Raw genomic sequence first — 16,605 nt, forward strand, 5'->3', positions numbered from 1 at the left:
GATATAGATCGAATAAACATGTGTTTAAAATCAGTGTGATAGCAGTTATTAATAAATATGTATAAATAAACTAGTGGTGCAAGTATCTGTAAATAAAACGTGACAGCTTATAAGGCTAGGTAGTTACTACTCATTTAGGGGTGTTAGTGGCGTGTCTAAGCATGTTATTGATGTAATGTGTAAATAATTACTGCCGTTTATGATTGAATTTATATTTCCTTGATACCGGTCTAATCGACTAAAAAGTGTCCCGCAACAGCGTCTTAAAGTGGTTGTAAACGAGCAACTATAAGGCTTTTCATTTGAAATCCAATAATCATTTGAAATTCGATAGATACTGGCATAGTATTTCGCTTTTATCCTAAAGTTAATGGGCGCTTTCTAACTATTATGCAGAGTATCTTAAAATCCCTGACAGCTGAGCTATCTAACTGTATGCACGCGGATCGTTTTCGTTTTAAACGTCGTTTGCAAACTGCGCAAAAATTACCTGCTGAAAAGCAAGAGAAAGCCGTTGATAAACTGCAGCAAGATATTGCAGCATCGGCAAGCCTGCGTCAGTCGCGTATTGATAACTTACCTGTAGTCTCTTATCCTGAGTCTCTGCCGATTAGTCAGAAACGTAACGATATTGCTAACGCTATCTTAAATAATCAAGTGGTTATTATTGCGGGTGAAACTGGCTCGGGTAAAACCACTCAGATCCCGAAAATATGCCTCGACCTCGGGTTAGGTATTGATGGCATGATTGGCCATACTCAGCCAAGACGACTGGCAGCGCGTACTGTTGCTAATCGTATTGCCGAAGAGCTTGACTCAGAGCTTGGTGAGCATGTTGGTTATAAGATCCGTTTTAACGATAACGTCAGCAAAAAAAGTTACATCAAATTAATGACCGACGGTATTTTACTGGCAGAGATCCAACAAGATCGCTTTTTAAGTAAATATGACGTCATCATTATCGATGAAGCCCATGAACGTAGTTTAAACATTGATTTTATTTTGGGTTATTTAAAGCAGTTACTTAACCGCCGACCTGATTTAAAAGTGATTATTACCTCTGCGACAATCGACCCAGAGCGTTTCTCCAAGCACTTTAATAATGCCCCTATGATTGAAGTGTCTGGTCGTACTTATCCTGTTGAAGTGCGTTATAACGCCTTAGCAGAGCAAGAAGATGGCCACGAGCGTGATCAAATTCAAGGTATTGTGGATGCGGTGGATGAACTGCAAAGCGAAGGCCTCGGTGATATTCTGGTTTTCCTGAATGGTGAACGCGAGATCCGTGACACTGCCGATGCGTTAAACAAGTTAAAGCTGCGCGATACCGAAGTGTTACCGCTATATGCCCGTTTGACCAATGCAGAGCAAAACCGTATTTTCCAAAGTCATGTTGGCCGTCGTGTCGTCTTAGCGACAAACGTGGCTGAAACATCACTAACCGTACCGGGCATCAAGTATGTGATTGACCCTGGTACCGCCCGTATTAGTCGTTATAGCTATCGTACTAAAGTACAGCGTTTGCCGATTGAAGCTGTATCACAAGCCAGTGCCAATCAGCGTATGGGTCGTTGTGGTCGTGTCAGTGCGGGTATATGTATTCGCCTTTACAGCGAAGAAGATTTTAATAATCGTCCAGAATTTACCGACCCAGAGATCCAACGCACTAACCTTGCATCCGTTATTTTGCAAATGCATGCACTAGGGTTAGGGGACGTTGCTAATTTCCCATTTGTACAGCCGCCAGACAGTCGCAATATTACCGATGGTTTAAAACTGTTGGAAGAGTTAGGCGCGATTGATATCAGTAACGCCGATCATAATAAACGCCTGACACCTGTGGGTATCGCGTTGGCTAAGTTGCCGATTGATCCACGACTTGCGCGTATGGTAATGGAAGCAAATACCAATGGTTGTTTAAATGAAGTGATGATTATTACTGCGGCCTTGTCGATTCAAGACCCACGTGAACGTCCTATGGAAAAACAACAAGCGGCCGATGAGCAACATCGTCGTTTTTATGATAAAGAATCAGATTTTATCACTTTCTTGAATCTGTGGAATTACGTCAAACAGCAGCAAGATGAGTTATCGTCATCGCAATTCCGCCGTTTGTGTAAGAAAGATTATCTGGCTTATATGCGCGTGCGTGAGTGGCAAGATATTTACTCGCAACTGTCGCAAGTGGTCAGAGAGCTTGGTTTTATCGTTAATCCCGTCAAGCTTAATGAAGAGGGCGAGATCAGCAACAGTGATAACATCCACAAAGCATTGTTATCGGGTATGCTGAGCCACGTTGGCTTTAAAGATAAAGATCAAGATTATACTGGTGCACGTAACAGTAAGTTTAATATCTTTCCCGGTTCAGGTTTGTTTAAAAAACAACCTAAGTGGGTGATGGTGGCAGAGCTGGTGGAAACATCGCGCTTATTTGGTCGTATTGCCGCAAAGATCCAACCAGAATGGATTGAACCACTGGCTGCGCATTTGAATAAATCGAGTTACAGTGAACCGCATTGGGAAAAACGTCGTGCTGCTGTTGTTGCTGCTGAAAAAGTGACTCTGTACGGTTTAGTTATTGTAGCTAAGCGTATGGTTAACTATAGTCAAATTGATCCGGCGCTCTGCCGTGAGATCTTTATCCGCAGTGGTTTAGTTGAAGGCGAATTCAATACGAAGCATGCGTTCTTCAAGCACAATATGGCTGAAGTGGAGCGTATTCACGAACTCGAGCATAAATCACGTCGTCGTGACATTCTCGTTAGTGATGATGATCTGTTCGGCTTCTATGCGGATGTGATTCCAGAACACGTTTGTTCAGGTCGTCATTTTGATAGCTGGTGGAAAAAAGAGATCAAGCAAACACCAGATCTATTAACACTCACGCAAGCGCGTTTGATGAAACATGATGCAGAGTCTATCACTGCACTGAGTTATCCAGAGTTTTGGAACCAAAACAGCTTTAAGTTCAAATTGGAATACAACTTTGAACCGGGTACCGTTGAAGATGGGGTGACGGTGATCATTCCGCTGGCGATCTTAAATCAAATTAATGAACAAGGTTTTGATTGGCAGATCCCGGCGTTACGTGAAGAGTTGGTGATTACGATGATCAAGGCATTGCCAAAAACATTACGTCGTAATTTTGTACCTGCCCCTAATTATGCAGGCGCTGCATTAGAAAATATGGATCCGAATCAAGGTGATCTAGTGGCGAGTTTGACTAAGCAGTTGTTGCGTATGACTGGCGTGCGTTTAGAGCAAGATGCGTGGGAATTATTAACGTTACCAACACACCTTAAAATGCATTTTAAGATCGTTGATGAGAATCTAAATAAGATCAGCTTTGGTGATGATCTCGGTGCATTAAAGCAAAAGTTACAAGGTAATATTCAACAAACCTTAGTGAAAGTAGCGGATAAAGGTATTGAGAAAAAAGATCTGATTACTTGGGATTTTGGTAAATTACCGACAGAGTTTAAACAAAAACACGGTGGTTATGAAGTTAAAGCGTATCCAGCTTTAGTGGATAACAAAAACTCGGTTGAAATTAAGCTGTTCGATCATCAAGAAGACGCGGCGGTTGCTGCAAGAGCCGGTTTACGTCGATTGATTTTACTTAATGTACCGTCACCGATTAAATACCTTGAACAGAAACTGCCGAATAAAGCCAAGCTTGGCCTGTACTTTAATCCATTTGGTAAAGTAACGGATTTGATCCACGATTGTATTTCTTGTGCAGTAGATAGCATCATAGCGAAACAACCTGCGCCGAGTGATGCCGAAAGCTTTGAAACGCTAAAAGAATTAGTGCGTGCTAATATTGCGGATGAAACGGTGGAAGTAGCCAAGCAGGTTGAGAAAATTCTTACCGCCGCTCACCAAGTGCATAAGCAGCTTAAAGGCAAAGTGTCGCTGGATATGATAGTCGCTAACGGTGATATTAAAGCGCAATTAGCGGCGCTTATTTACAGTGGCTTTGTGACTCATACAGGGGTTAACAAATTAGCCGATGTACAGCGTTACATTAGTGCAATTGAACACCGCTTGAATAAGCTTAAGATTGATCCTATTCGCGATCGCGGTAATGCGGTAGAGGTTCAACCATTAACTGCAAGCTATATTCAGCTGACGAAAATGCCACGCTTAACGCTTGCTCAGCAGAATGAGTTATTAAAACTACGCTGGATGCTCGAAGAGTTGCGTGTGTCGTTATTCGCGCAGCAATTGGGGACAAGTTATCCGGTATCCATTAAACGCGTTAAAATCGCGTTTGCAGAGTTTAAAGCGGCTTTGTAGTGGAGCGGCCATGATTAATTAAGATAAACGATTAATCTAGCGATATAAAAAGGGAAGCACACGTGCTTCCCTTTTTATATCTCGCCAAGAAGTGGAATATACATTTTTATATTATCCATTGGTCTCGGCCGTTCTCTTTTGCTTGGTAGAGCTTTTCATCGGCTTGTAACATTAACTCTTTGACGGTTACATCTCGACTTGGAACAAGACTTATTACCCCAAAGCTCATGGTTACTATGGCCTGTTTATCTATGCCTTCATGTCTAAATTCCAGTGAACGAACTGCATTAACTAATTTTTCAGCAACTAATTTAGCATTCTTTATGTCGGTATTAGGCAGCAACATACAAAACTCTTCACCGCCATATCTAGCGACAAGTTCAGAAGGGCGGCGCAGTGAACTATCGAGTATCGATGCGACCGCTTTTAAACATTCGTCACCTTGGATATGGCCATAGTGATCATTGTATTTTTTAAAGAAATCGATATCTGCAATGATGAAGGTGAGTGGCTGTGCATGGCGTTTTGCTCGTGCTAGCTCTTTAGCCATGGTGATATCTAGGTGCCGGCGATTGGCTATACCTGTTAAACCATCAAGTGTCGCGAGACGCTCTAATTCTTCATTTGCAATTTCTAATTTTTTGGTTGTTTGTAAAAGCTGCGTTCGCATTGCGGCAATACGTTCCATTGCCGTCATTTTAGCGAGGAGTATTTGCTTTTTAATTGGTTTTGGTAAGTAGTCATCACCACCTGCTTCAATGCCGATCATGATATCTTCAGGTGCTGTTTTACCGCTCAAAAAGATAATGGGCACCCAGTCGGTGAATTTATCTCTAATTTGTGCCGCGACTTGATAACCGTTTATACCAACCATGACAACACCGAGTAATACAATATCGGGATTGCATTCAGCAAACATCGCGATCCCTGTTTCTCCGTTCTCTGCATCAAAGACTTCGTGATCAAGGTGTTGTAAGTACGAACGAATAATGACTCGTTCAATCTTGGAATCATCGATTATGAGGATCTTCATCGGCAGCCCTTGCTCTATCTAGTCGTTATTCATATTCTGATTTAATAACTAAATATAGCAAGTATATGTTTCTTTAGTGTAATTTTTTATTGTTCTGTATCACACACTCTGTGTTATAGCTTTTCATCGTCGCTTTAACTTGGAATATTTCGTCTGCAGTTAACTCGTCATCCCACGTCACGACTGCCGAGATGGTCGGGCTTTGGGCTGCTTTTAACAAAGTGTGGAACTTATTATTGATTTTAGCCTTGTGGATGATTAGTGCACTATTTGCGCTAATACCCTGCTGTGACAACAGTGCTGCGGTAAGCGTCATTGGCGGGGCAATGATTGCAGTCCATTGACCATGATTATCTTCAATTACGGTGTCATCAGCATGAAGGAAATTATTACTCTGTGCAGATATGTTCGCGTTATACATAAAAGATTTAGTTTGCATTGTCATCTACCTGTTGTTACATCCAGTGGTTTTATATACAGTAGTATTTTAGGCTGGTGTTTGCAAGTATTTATTACTTTTTATATTCAAAATTATATTAACCCATTCAGCTTTAATGTGTATTAGTTGTTATTTATCATTCGCTTAAGTTTATCTTATGGTGTTATTGTTTTAGGGGGGGAGAGCTGGGAAATTATGGCTAGGGACGTTAATAGGATATTGATTAGAGCGATTCAGAGTGTCTGCACAGTACTTTATACAGTGTTTTACACTGTGGTTTATACAGTGCTTTACATCTTAATGACACCATATGTTATAAAATCTTCTGTATCGCTTTGTTATATTTCGATGGATATATTATTTGTTGTTCTATTGTTCTATTGTTCTATTGTTCTATTGTTCTTTTATTTTCACGGTAGCATGTATCTTCTCAGCGACAATGTCTGCCCAGTGCTGATAGATAACAGCCCCAGGGTGAAAACCATCTTCTGCCATGTCTTGTTGATTTAATTCGCCGTCAATGTCGATTAACTGGCAATCAGTTTGGCTTGTAATGAGCTGTGCTAGTTTACGGTTAAACTGCGAAGACCTTCCGCCTAAATAACGGCGTAGTGGTTGCGGTAGAGCAGGAAACTGACCCATAGGTGGCACTTGGGTGATAAGGATCTGTTGGCAATTAAACTGCGTACGTAATTGAGTGATGAGATCTTGTTGTTGTGTTATCCAGGTTAATGCGGATAACGAACCGGTGACATCGTTCACCCCTAATGATGTCACGATAATATCGAACGTTTGCGGTGGCTGAGCTGATAACATTTTCAAGCTATCTAATGTGGTGTGTCCTGATTTTGCTAATAACTGCCAGTCGACTTGATAGGAATCGGCTAATGCAGACACTAAGTGTCCTGCTAGTGCTTGTGATTGATGTGCTACGCCAACCCCTGCGGCAGCTGAATCACCAATAATCAGTAGTCGTATTTTTTGCCCTTCACCGACGGAACCAGAGCGTTCGCCAGATGCTTCAGGTAGCTTTGGTGTTACCTTTTTGACATAACGGCCTTGCGCAATAATAATGGGCGCATAGACAGCTGTGGTTAACAATTTACTTAATGATTTAAACATGAAACCTCCTTGTTGTAACCATCATAGCAATACCGAGCTATATTTACACTGAGGTTGTTTTATGTTTAATTGGAGTGAGTTATGTCAAATCATCATACCTATAAAAAGATCGAAATGGTTGGTTCATCTAAAACCAGTATTGAAGACGCTATTCATAATGCCCTGGCCGAATGCAGTAAGACGGTTAAGAATATGGATTGGTTTGAAGTCGTTGAAACCCGTGGCCACATTGTTGATGGCGCAGTAGGGCATTTTCAAGTAACGCTCAAAATCGGCTTCCGTATTGGTGATAGCTAATTTAGTTGTTCGCTGGATCCCGTGATAGGGATGATGTTATATTTGCGCTACTAGTTGGACTGATATAGCAATAAAAGGAAGCGTAAACATGCAGTTAAAAGTAGCTGAATTAAGTGATATTGAAGATACCTTAACACTTCATTATAAATACCAAGTTGATTCGATTGCTGCGGAAGACAAAGCGGATGGTTTTGTGACTACGCCGTTTACAAAAGCAGAGTTAACACGCTTAATCACCGAAGAAAGCGGACTGTTTATTGCCCGTAAAGATGGCAAGGTTGTCGCCTATGTCATGGCTGCGTCTTGGACCTTTTGGTCTAACTGGCCGATGTTTGCGCATATGATCAAAGATCTGCATAACTTAAGTTACTTAGGTCAAACTTTAACGGTTGATAACTCGTATCAATATGGTCCAGTGTGTATCGATAAAAGTATCCGTGGTACGGGTGCCTTAGAAACTATCTTTGATTTTGCTAGAGAGCATATGGCGAAGCGTTACCCTATTTTAGTGACTTTTATTAATAAGGTTAATCCACGATCTTATGCGGCACATACTAAAAAACTAGGTCTGACTGTTATTCAAGAATTTGAATATAACAACAACCATTATTATGAGTTGGTATACGATACGTCGAAACCGCTCGCTTTATAGCTAATAAAAAAGCACGTTATAGGTTCAATGCCATAACGCGCTTTTTCATTTAGTGCCTAACTTAATGTCGTATTATTTCGTTTCTACTTTATCAACAACATGATTATCACCTAATTCATTCGGTAATACTAAGTTAAGAATAATCGCCACGATACCACAAAGGCTAACACCTTGAAGGCTGAAATCGCCGATACCAAACGCCATACCACCAATACCAAATACCAGTGTTACAGCAACAATGATTAAGTTACGTGATTTATGTAGATCAACGCGATTGGTGATCAGTGTATTTAGGCCAACAGTTGCGATGGTACCAAATAACAAGATCATAATACCGCCCATGACAGGTACAGGGAATGTTTGTAATAAGGCGCCTAACTTACCCACAAAAGCCAACACAATCGCGATCACTGCAGCCCATGTCATGATGATAGGGTTGAATGCCTTTGTTAGCATTACGGCACCTGTTACTTCGCTGTATGTCGTATTCGGTGGTGCACCAAACATTGACGCTGCCATTGTTGCGACACCGTCACCAGCAAGTGTGCGGTGAAGGCCTGGTTTCTTCAGATAATCTTTACCTGTGGCATTAGAAATTGCCAGAATATCACCAACATGTTCAATAGCAGGGGCTAGCGCAACTGGGATCATGAATAATATCGCGTTTATATTAAATTCAGGGAAAGTAAAGTTTGGCAGTGCCAACCAGCTAGCTTGAGATACAGGTGTGAAATCAATAATGCCATAAGCAAGGCTTGCGGTATAACCCGCTAAAATACCAGCCATAATCGGAATGAGTTTAAGCAGGCCTTTACCAAATACACTGACCGCAATCGTAGTGAACAATGAAATTGCCGCAATGATAATCGCAATTTCATTGTCAATGAGTTGCATTGAACCATCACCGGTTTTACCCATCGCCATATTGACAGCAACAGGCGATAAACCAAGGCCAATCACCATGATCACTGGACCAACAACAACTGGCGGTAGTAATTTATGGATAATGCTTACGCCACGAAATTTAATCACGACAGAGAGTAATACATAAGTGAAACCTGCAGCCATTAACCCGCCCATCGTGCTCGCGATACCCCACGTTTGTACACCAAACATGATAGGGGCTATAAAAGCGAACGAGGACGCAAGAAACACAGGGACAGAACGTTTAGTAATGACTTGAAAAACTAAGGTACCGAGACCAGCACCGAAAAGCGCAACATTGGGATCCAAACCAGTCAGCAGTGGAACCAGTACGAGGGCACCAAACGCCACAAAAAGCATTTGTAGACCGAGTAAAACTTGCATTTTTTTATCTCCATTTTAAGCAAACCGCTGGACGGTAGCATAGAAGATTTATTATTGATATTAATAATAGATAAATCCGTTACTTTTAGGTACTAGGTCAAATTTGTCAGTGCTCTGTGGTGGATTGTCACGATGAGAACGTTTGTATAAAAGCAAAATCATGGCATTATGTTGGTTCTTATCATCTGCTTACGATATCTTCTATCCTATGCAGATAACAACCGTATTTATAAGTTGGATTTCATGATCACCGACAGTCATATCATCGATACAGTATCTGCTCATCATTTGTTTTCAGCACTTACTGAGGCTGAATTTCAGCAGCTCTTTAGTACTGCGAAAACATGTAAAATAGAACCATTAGAAAATGTCTTTCATCAAGGTGATAAAGCAAGTCGATTTTATTTAGTGTTACGCGGGCACCTTAAACTTTATCGTACCAGCCCGAGTGGACAAGAAAAAGTAGTTGAATTAATGCGTGAAGGGAACACCTTTGCGGAAGCATTAATGTTTAATAATAAACCGTTTTATCCTGTGGCTGCACAAGCTGTATCAGCAAGTGAATTGATAACCTTTGATAATGATACGTACTTGAAAATCTTAAAAAGTAACCCTGAAGCCGGCATTGCGATCATGGCGAACATGAGTATTCGTTTACACCATGATCTGTATGAAATTGAAATGTTGTCGGTCGAAAATGCTAAAAACCGGTTATTGTTATTCTTGATGCAGAATATTCAAGACAAAGACGGTAATGAAGGGGTGATTGAACTGGATATACCGAAACGCACGTTGGCGTCATTATTGTCTATCCAGCCTGAAACGTTTTCGCGTTTACTGAAAAAATTGGCGAAAGAAGGCTTAATTGAAGAGAGAAGAGGCCATATTCGTATTATCAATATTGATGCCTTGTATGCAGCTTCCGATATTCCAGTGCAACCTGTCACGGGGGGGAATAATGAGTAACGCGGTTCAGGTGATCTCGTTTTCTAATTTAGCCTTTGCATTTATCCCTGTGCTTGTGGCATTAGGTATCTTAATGCAGTGGCGCTTACCGATTAAAAATGGCTTGTATGCATTATCGCGAATGCTGATCCAGTTATTACTTATTGGTTATTTCTTATCCTATATTTTTGAATCGCACAGTGCGGGCATTGTCGTTATTGTATTGCTTGTTATGGTGGTTGCATCGAGTTGGATTGCATTAGGCGCGGTTCCTGAACAACGTTGGAAAATGTATAAGTATGCATTCATCGCGGTGACGCTTGGTGGCGGTTTTACGCTGTTTTTCATGAGCGCGGGCGTACTGGGACTTGATCCTTGGTATAACCCACAATACATGGTGCCACTAGCTGGGATGGCGTTTGCGAATGCGATGAATAGTGTGAGCTTATCAGCGGAACGTTTGCATGCAGAAATGGCGCGTGGTGAAGATTATCTCGTGGCTCGTCGGATCGCTTTAAGAGCCTCGTTAATACCGATCACTAATGCTTTATTTGCGGTCGGGTTAGTGTCTTTACCCGGCATGATGACGGGGCAAATTTTATCGGGTGTCTCGCCATTTATTGCAGTGCGCTATCAAATTATGATCATGTGTATGTTGTTTGGTTCATCGGTTATTTCAGCGGCATTCTTCTTGTCGTTGATAAAACCTGTCATGCCAGTGAAGCAGTAATTGTGTATTGTAGGCTTTTAAATGTAGGGCTTTAAACTTGACTAAAAATAGAGGCATTAATGAAACTAGCTAAATTATCTTATGGTTTTTCCCTGTTGTTATTATTGAGCGGCTTGAGCGTTGTGAGTACGGCGAATGCCACCTCATCGGTTTGGCAGGTAACAGATGGCAAAAACAGTATCTATCTTGGTGGCACTGTGCATGTGCTAACAACAGATGATTATCCGTTACCCGCTGAATTCGACCGTGCTTATGCATTGACGGATGTGTTGGTATTAGAAACCGATATGGCGAAATTAGACAGCCCTGCATTTCAACAGACCATGCTCAGTCAGCTTACTTATCCTGAAGGTCAAAATGTATCTCAGCATTTAAGCCCTGAAACATATAAGCAATTGGCGGCATTTTGTGAGTCGCGTGGTATTGGCATGCAGGTGATTAATCATTTTAAGCCGAGCATGATCTCGTTAATGTTAACCATGGTTGAGCTGCAACGACTTAACTTCACTGGTCTGGGGGTGGATAAATTCTATAACAACAAAGCCGTTGTCGATGGAAAGCCCTTAGGTAAATTAGAGACAGTTGAAGAGCAATTAGCATTCATTGCTGGGTTAGGTAAAGGCAAAGAAGATGAGCTGATCCGTTATAGTCTTGAAGATATCAAAACATTACCTACCTTTATGGTTGAGATGAAAACAGCGTGGCGAGATGGTGATCCGCAAGCGCTAGAGGATATTGCTATAACGCCTTTGATAACGAACTTTCCTGATATCTATGAATCATTATTAGTACAACGTAACAATAACTGGTTACCACAGATTGAAGCTATGTTTAGCAATCAACAAACAGAATTGGTATTAGTTGGCGCGTTACATTTAGTCGGTAAAGATGGTTTACTGGAGCAATTGCAATCAGCTGGTTACAAAGTAAAGCAGTTATAAAGAGTAAGAAGTTGTAAAGAGTAAGCAGTTGTAAAGAGTAAGCAGTTGTAAAAAGTAAGCCGTTATAAAAAATAGCATTGGTTTATTGGTCGGTCATAAGAGTTAGGATATGATGTTTGTTATCTAACTATTACCGAATGATAACCAATGCTGAATTTTTTTAGTTCTAAGCCGCTTATCGACGACATCAGTTGTGAGTGGATGTTTGACACTTTCGAGTGGGCGCTAACCCATTTCGACCATCAAGAATTTTTCCAGCGTAGTCAGTTGATCCAGCCTACCAATGATTTCTTTCCCGGTAATATTGATAGCCGTCATGGTATGGCTGAAACCATTTTTAATCATGTGGTTAAATACGCAGGGTTAAGTCATTGGCCGTTACAGTTACAAGCGCCGCAGTTGTTTAATCCACAACCGCCTGCCTTACTCGATTTATCGGCAGTGCAGCGTGATTCGTCAGGGAATCATACTTTACCAGCACTGGTTGCTCTACAGCCTCTAGCTATGACGTATAACCACCAACAAGCCTCTAAACCGGGCGATCTAGCTTCAAGTTATGCGCATCATTTAGCGCAGCATATGGTGGCACAATCACAGCAATTACCTCTTGGTGGTGCTGAGGATTTTAATGCCAGTACCGAAATCGTGGCTATTTTTATGGGCTTTGGTGTGATGATGGCTAATTCGGCTTATACTTTCAGAGGCGGGTGTGGCAGTTGTTATAACGCCCAAGCAAATCGACAGGCCACGTTATCTGAAGACCATGTTATTTTTGCCTTGGCGTTATTTTGCCGATTAAAAGGTATTGCAACTGGTGACGCTACCCGTAATTTGAAAGGTTATTTAAGACGTAACTTCAAGCAAGCGCTAAAACAAATTGAGCGTGAACCTGTACGTTTACAGCAGCTGTTGGCGTTAAAGTAATCTGCGTATTATAAAATAACAGCGAGAGGGTGGATGAATAAACTTGGGCAAGGTAAAACGAAATGGCTCATCACTTGCGTAATGGCGGTGTTACTCACTGCCTGCGTTAGCAATGGTCAATATGATAACAAGGATGGTGAGATTGTATTACCGGATAAAGTGATTGAACAAGCGGATCCACCTGTATCAAAACCATCAAGAAGACTGGGGCCAGAACCAACACCTGGTTTTAAACGTAAGATGCTCGCTGCGGTAAATGCAGCGCGTGTCGGCGGTTATACTTGTGGTAATCGTAGAATGCCCGCGGTTGACCCTGTAGTCTGGAATGAGCAATTACAACAATCGGCGTTTGCACATTCCAAAAATATGGCAGATGGCGATTATTTTAATCATCGCGACAAACAAGGTAATCGGGTCGGAGAACGTACTTATGCCGCTGGGTATAATTGGCGCGCTGCAGGTGAAAATATAGCCGCAGGACAGCTTGAAGCGAGAGTGGTCATGACCGGGTGGTTAGGCAGTAAAGGGCATTGCTTGAATATTATGGATGGTGACTATACAGAGATGGGCATGGCGTCTTATACTAATAACAGCTCGTATTATAGTATCTATTGGACACAAGTTTTAGCTGCGCCTTTTTAGTAAATTAGCAGAGCATTTTATAGAAAATACTAGGTACTTATAGAAAATGCTAAGTGCTTATAGCAAAAAATATAGCAAAAAAGATCCAACTTAGCCTCAGAAAGGTAAGTAAGATCTTTTTTATTTAGCAGAATTTAATCAACTAACTACTCAGAATCCTGTTCGGTTTCTTCAGTTTTTTTAGTTTCTTCATGATCTTGCCCGCCGCAGCCACCACAACAACTCATAATAATATCCTCTTTGTTCAATCAATTTAGTGTTAAGTAAAATACCCAGTCACTATAACCAAGTGTTTTACTCAAGTAATTGACTAATGTCATGTAGGTTACTTTATTTTTATCTTGGAGCTATTGTTGATCTGTTTAGGGGGTTATAGCTTCATGCGCTATGCCAATCCCATATCTTGCACTCGTTTATCTATTAACTTGCCACACTGTTCTTTTAATAAATTACGTAGCCAAATATGTGCAGCAGAATGTTCACAGCGAGGATGCCAGATAAGCGAATATTCAAAAGGTTTAAATTCAAAGGGCAAAGACTTTACAATCAAGCCATGTTTTTCAGCGACTAAATAGGCTAAATCAGCAGGCACGGTGATAATGAGTGGCATTTTATCAACAATCGCTAATGCAGCCTCTAAATGATAAGCCCGTAACAGCGTTTTCGGCTGGGTATAGCCATTGATCGCAGTATCTAACAGCGATTTTACACCATCACTGATCGCAATTAATGCGTGTGGGTATGCAAGGTAATCAGCTAAGGTTAATTCTTTGTCTGCGAGAGGATGAGATTTTGATAACATACAATAAACACTCACAAAACCTAATTTTTCTCGTTCTAATGGCTCTATATTAGCAGTCGGACGACAGATCGCCATATCACAACCTTCAGTCGTTAATTGCTCAAGCATTTGTTCATGCTTAAGTGGCGAGAATGCCAATGAGATATTAGGTGCTTTTTCATAAATACGCGGCAGTGCATAGGGTAAAATTGTCTGCATTGCATAATCAGTCGTCGCGATAGAAAAATGCTGTGTGCATAATTTTGGTTCAAAATCTGTCGGAGACAGTAACATTCGCAATGATTCTAGCGGCTCATTAACCGCACGGCTTATTTCTAACGCACGCTGAGTTGGTTGTAGATGTTGCCCTTGGCGAATAAAAAGTGGGTCATTGAGTAACTCTCTTAATCTTCCTAATACTCGGCTCATTGCTGACTGGCTTAAATTAAGTCTGACCGCACTACGTTGTACACTGCCTTCTTCTATTAGCACTTTTAACGCTACAAATAGGTTTAAGTCGCGACGATAGACTTCTTCAAGATCCATATTTATACCCATAGCATAATCATTATTACTGCATTATGAACAACAACAAAAGAGACATCCAACGTTTATTGATTAATTCAAACTAATAGTTGCGTTTTATGCATGTACATTGTGATTTTTAATCATTTGATTCATGTATCTACTTTCTTTACTATCCCGTTTCCTTTAATTTCAATAAGAACACATCAATGTTTTCACAGTCACTTTTTGCACAGCTAGTGCGGATGTTAGTGCTGCTAATCATTACTCTTTATGGTGTCCGGCAATGCCAGCCATTAATCGATTCATTAGCTAACAATGCAACAAGCGGTGGTTGTCACCAACACAATTCACCTAAAGACGAACACCGTCCACTTAAACACGAACACATGGAACATCATTAATGAGTATTTTTCGTTTCCCCCTTTTAGTCTGGGCTGGTATCGCTATATTAATTGTTAGTTTAGGGCTCAGGCAGTCGTTTGGTATCTTCATGTTGCCAATATCAGATACCTTTAATACAGGGCGTGAATTTTTTAGCTTTACAATCGCATTACAGAATTTACTCTTTGGTATGTTCCAGCCTTTTGTTGGCATGGCTTCTGATCGTTGGGGACCTAAGCGAATAATTATTTTGGGTGCGGTGTCTTATGCTGCGGGCTTATATCTTACCTCACTCGCAACGGATCCAAGTTGGTTGTATCTCACACTTGGTACACTGGTGGGACTTGGGTTAAGTGCTACCAGTTACGTTATTATTCTTGGTGCTGTGGCGCGCGTTGTACCGGCTGAACACACAGCAAAAGCATTTGGACTGACAACAGCAGCTGGCTCATTCGGTATGTTTGCTGTCATACCTGGAGCACAATCATTGTTGAGTCATGTCGGTTGGCAGAGCGCACTGCAGGTTTTTGCATTAATGTGTTGTTTGATAATTGCATTTTCTGCTTTTATGAAGACTAACAAAACGTTAGCATCTACAAGTACAGATATTGATAATTCACAGACGTTAAAAGAGGCGTTAAAAGAAGCATTTAATCATCGTGGTTACTGGCTTATCCACGCGGGGTTCTTTGTTTGTGGCTTTCATGTCATGTTTATTGCAACGCATTTACCTAGCTACCTTGCAGATAAGGGACTGCCTGTGGCGACAGCCGCAATGGCATTAGCGTATGTTGGTATTTTCAATATATTCGGGTCTTACTTTTGGGGCGTGATGGGCGATAAGTTTAATAAATGTTATGTGATGACATCTTTATATTTAATCCGTTCTGTGGTTATTGCTGCGTTTGTTGTTCTGCCTGTGACCGTTGATACCGCGACTATTTTTGGTGCAGCGATTGGTTTTTGTTGGTTAGGGACAGTGCCACTGACGTCAGGATTAGTTCGCCAAATGTTTGGTGCTCGATATATGTCTACGTTATATGGTCTGGTCTTTTTTACCCATCAAGTAGGTAGCTTTTTAGGTGCTTGGGTTGGCGGGTTAATGTATGACTATTACGGTTCTTACGATCCAATCTGGTGGGCAACGGTTGTGATGGCACTTTGTGCAGCATTACTGCATTTACCAATTAATGGTCGTCCTGTACCACGCTTAACCGTTGCGACGGCAACCTGATTATTGCTGCGGTTACGGAATAATCCCCAATCTAAGAAACAAGCCAAGCGTAATTCACCATCCGTGAATGGCGCTTGGCTGCTATAAGGCCTTTCATTCATGTGAAGCAAGGCACTTTCTATACGTCTTTACGACAATCAACGACCCATTCCCATTGCTTATCAAGCGTATAGCGGTAGAAAAACTGTAAGCCGTAATACATCGAACCGCACGAGATAGGCATCAATAGTCGTTGATCGTTTACCTTGCAACCTTAAATTGGTAAGGTGTTGTTCATAAAGAAAATTAAATCTTATGCTGTAAATGATTCATATTTAGAGCACTAATAATGCTTCGTTCAACAAAAACT

15 protein-coding genes are annotated in these 16,605 nt (G+C 41.2%); 10 read left to right on the plus strand and 5 right to left on the minus strand.

All coding sequences use genetic code 11. The features are described 5' to 3' along the window. Positions 1-390: 390 nt before the first annotated feature. Positions 391-4,299 (plus strand): ATP-dependent RNA helicase HrpA, encoded by a 3,909-nt coding sequence (hrpA, locus tag FR932_RS05075; RefSeq protein WP_019628796.1) that lies wholly within the window; start codon positions 391-393, stop codon positions 4,297-4,299. Between the two features lie 106 nt (positions 4,300-4,405). On the opposite strand, the gene FR932_RS05080 is transcribed toward hrpA, so the two are convergent. From FR932_RS05080 to FR932_RS05090, 3 genes are all read right to left on the minus strand, one after another. After that, entirely contained in the window at positions 4,406-5,332 is a 927-nt protein-coding gene (locus tag FR932_RS05080) for a GGDEF domain-containing response regulator (protein ID WP_019442779.1), read from the minus strand. A gap of 73 nt (positions 5,333-5,405) precedes the next feature. Beyond that, positions 5,406-5,771, minus strand: coding sequence for a hypothetical protein (locus FR932_RS05085; RefSeq protein ID WP_019442778.1), 366 nt, complete (start codon positions 5,769-5,771; stop codon positions 5,406-5,408). A 393-nt stretch (positions 5,772-6,164) separates the two neighbouring features. After that, the gene (locus tag FR932_RS05090; protein WP_019442777.1) at positions 6,165-6,893 is read right to left on the minus strand and encodes an SGNH/GDSL hydrolase family protein; all 729 of its coding nucleotides are present in this window, start codon (positions 6,891-6,893) and stop codon (positions 6,165-6,167) included. An 81-nt stretch (positions 6,894-6,974) separates the two neighbouring features. Between FR932_RS05090 and FR932_RS05095 the strand changes: the two genes are divergently transcribed. Together FR932_RS05095 and FR932_RS05100 are read left to right on the plus strand one after the other, a co-directional pair. Continuing rightward, entirely contained in the window at positions 6,975-7,190 is a 216-nt protein-coding gene (locus FR932_RS05095; RefSeq protein WP_019442776.1) for a dodecin, read from the plus strand. 88 nt (positions 7,191-7,278) lie between these two features. Continuing rightward, the gene (locus FR932_RS05100) at positions 7,279-7,842 is read left to right on the plus strand and encodes a GNAT family N-acetyltransferase (protein ID WP_019442775.1); all 564 of its coding nucleotides are present in this window, start codon (positions 7,279-7,281) and stop codon (positions 7,840-7,842) included. Positions 7,843-7,914: 72 nt separating this feature from the next. On the opposite strand, the gene FR932_RS05105 is transcribed toward FR932_RS05100, so the two are convergent. Continuing rightward, positions 7,915-9,150 carry a uracil-xanthine permease family protein gene (locus FR932_RS05105; protein WP_019442774.1) on the minus strand — a complete coding sequence of 412 codons (1,236 nt, stop codon included), beginning with the start codon at positions 9,148-9,150 and terminating at the stop codon, positions 7,915-7,917. Between the two features lie 243 nt (positions 9,151-9,393). Between FR932_RS05105 and FR932_RS05110 the strand changes: the two genes are divergently transcribed. The 5 genes from FR932_RS05110 (at position 9,394) to FR932_RS05130 (ending at position 13,332) form a co-directional block, all read left to right on the plus strand. Then, positions 9,394-10,116, plus strand: coding sequence for a Crp/Fnr family transcriptional regulator (locus FR932_RS05110; RefSeq protein WP_019442773.1), 723 nt, complete (start codon positions 9,394-9,396; stop codon positions 10,114-10,116). After that, positions 10,109-10,825, plus strand: a complete 717-nt coding sequence (locus FR932_RS05115) for an ABC transporter permease (RefSeq protein WP_019442772.1) — start codon at positions 10,109-10,111, stop codon at positions 10,823-10,825. The genes FR932_RS05110 and FR932_RS05115 overlap by 8 nt, the downstream gene beginning before the upstream one ends. A gap of 59 nt (positions 10,826-10,884) precedes the next feature. Further along, entirely contained in the window at positions 10,885-11,766 is an 882-nt protein-coding gene (locus FR932_RS05120) for a TraB/GumN family protein (protein WP_019442771.1), read from the plus strand. 147 nt (positions 11,767-11,913) lie between these two features. Next, positions 11,914-12,690, plus strand: a complete 777-nt coding sequence (locus tag FR932_RS05125; protein ID WP_019442770.1) for a hypothetical protein — start codon at positions 11,914-11,916, stop codon at positions 12,688-12,690. A gap of 33 nt (positions 12,691-12,723) precedes the next feature. Next, positions 12,724-13,332, plus strand: coding sequence for a CAP domain-containing protein (locus tag FR932_RS05130; RefSeq protein ID WP_019442769.1), 609 nt, complete (start codon positions 12,724-12,726; stop codon positions 13,330-13,332). Between the two features lie 385 nt (positions 13,333-13,717). Here the strand turns inward: FR932_RS05130 and FR932_RS05135 are convergent, their stop codons facing one another. Then, positions 13,718-14,659 (minus strand): LysR family transcriptional regulator, encoded by a 942-nt coding sequence (locus FR932_RS05135; RefSeq protein WP_019442768.1) that lies wholly within the window; start codon positions 14,657-14,659, stop codon positions 13,718-13,720. 188 nt (positions 14,660-14,847) lie between these two features. On the opposite strand from FR932_RS05135, the gene FR932_RS05140 reads away from it, so the two are divergent. Both FR932_RS05140 and FR932_RS05145 read left to right on the plus strand, forming a co-directional pair. Further along, on the plus strand, positions 14,848-15,042 hold the full coding sequence (locus tag FR932_RS05140) for a hypothetical protein (RefSeq protein ID WP_019628794.1): 195 nt from the start codon (positions 14,848-14,850) through the stop codon (positions 15,040-15,042). Further along, positions 15,042-16,256, plus strand: a complete 1,215-nt coding sequence (locus FR932_RS05145) for an MFS transporter (RefSeq protein WP_019442766.1) — start codon at positions 15,042-15,044, stop codon at positions 16,254-16,256. The genes FR932_RS05140 and FR932_RS05145 overlap by 1 nt, the downstream gene beginning before the upstream one ends. Positions 16,257-16,605: the final 349 nt, after the last annotated feature.

It is taken from the genome of Moritella marina ATCC 15381, assembly GCF_008931805.1.
GTDB classification, from domain to species: domain Bacteria; phylum Pseudomonadota; class Gammaproteobacteria; order Enterobacterales; family Moritellaceae; genus Moritella; species Moritella marina.

What these genes read in the sequence shown, in the direction of transcription:
- hrpA (WP_019628796.1), top strand. Translation starts at nt 391, where the DNA reads ATGCAGAGTATCTTAAAATCCCTGACAGCTGAGCTATCTAACTGTATG.
- FR932_RS05080 (WP_019442779.1), bottom strand. Translation starts at nt 5,332, where the DNA reads ATGAAGATCCTCATAATCGATGATTCCAAGATTGAACGAGTCATTATT.
- FR932_RS05085 (WP_019442778.1), bottom strand. Translation starts at nt 5,771, where the DNA reads ATGCAAACTAAATCTTTTATGTATAACGCGAACATATCTGCACAGAGT.
- FR932_RS05090 (WP_019442777.1), bottom strand. Translation starts at nt 6,893, where the DNA reads ATGTTTAAATCATTAAGTAAATTGTTAACCACAGCTGTCTATGCGCCC.
- FR932_RS05095 (WP_019442776.1), top strand. Translation starts at nt 6,975, where the DNA reads ATGTCAAATCATCATACCTATAAAAAGATCGAAATGGTTGGTTCATCT.
- FR932_RS05100 (WP_019442775.1), top strand. Translation starts at nt 7,279, where the DNA reads ATGCAGTTAAAAGTAGCTGAATTAAGTGATATTGAAGATACCTTAACA.
- FR932_RS05105 (WP_019442774.1), bottom strand. Translation starts at nt 9,150, where the DNA reads ATGCAAGTTTTACTCGGTCTACAAATGCTTTTTGTGGCGTTTGGTGCC.
- FR932_RS05110 (WP_019442773.1), top strand. Translation starts at nt 9,394, where the DNA reads ATGATCACCGACAGTCATATCATCGATACAGTATCTGCTCATCATTTG.
- FR932_RS05115 (WP_019442772.1), top strand. Translation starts at nt 10,109, where the DNA reads ATGAGTAACGCGGTTCAGGTGATCTCGTTTTCTAATTTAGCCTTTGCA.
- FR932_RS05120 (WP_019442771.1), top strand. Translation starts at nt 10,885, where the DNA reads ATGAAACTAGCTAAATTATCTTATGGTTTTTCCCTGTTGTTATTATTG.
- FR932_RS05125 (WP_019442770.1), top strand. Translation starts at nt 11,914, where the DNA reads ATGCTGAATTTTTTTAGTTCTAAGCCGCTTATCGACGACATCAGTTGT.
- FR932_RS05130 (WP_019442769.1), top strand. Translation starts at nt 12,724, where the DNA reads ATGAATAAACTTGGGCAAGGTAAAACGAAATGGCTCATCACTTGCGTA.
- FR932_RS05135 (WP_019442768.1), bottom strand. Translation starts at nt 14,659, where the DNA reads ATGGATCTTGAAGAAGTCTATCGTCGCGACTTAAACCTATTTGTAGCG.
- FR932_RS05140 (WP_019628794.1), top strand. Translation starts at nt 14,848, where the DNA reads ATGTTTTCACAGTCACTTTTTGCACAGCTAGTGCGGATGTTAGTGCTG.
- FR932_RS05145 (WP_019442766.1), top strand. Translation starts at nt 15,042, where the DNA reads ATGAGTATTTTTCGTTTCCCCCTTTTAGTCTGGGCTGGTATCGCTATA.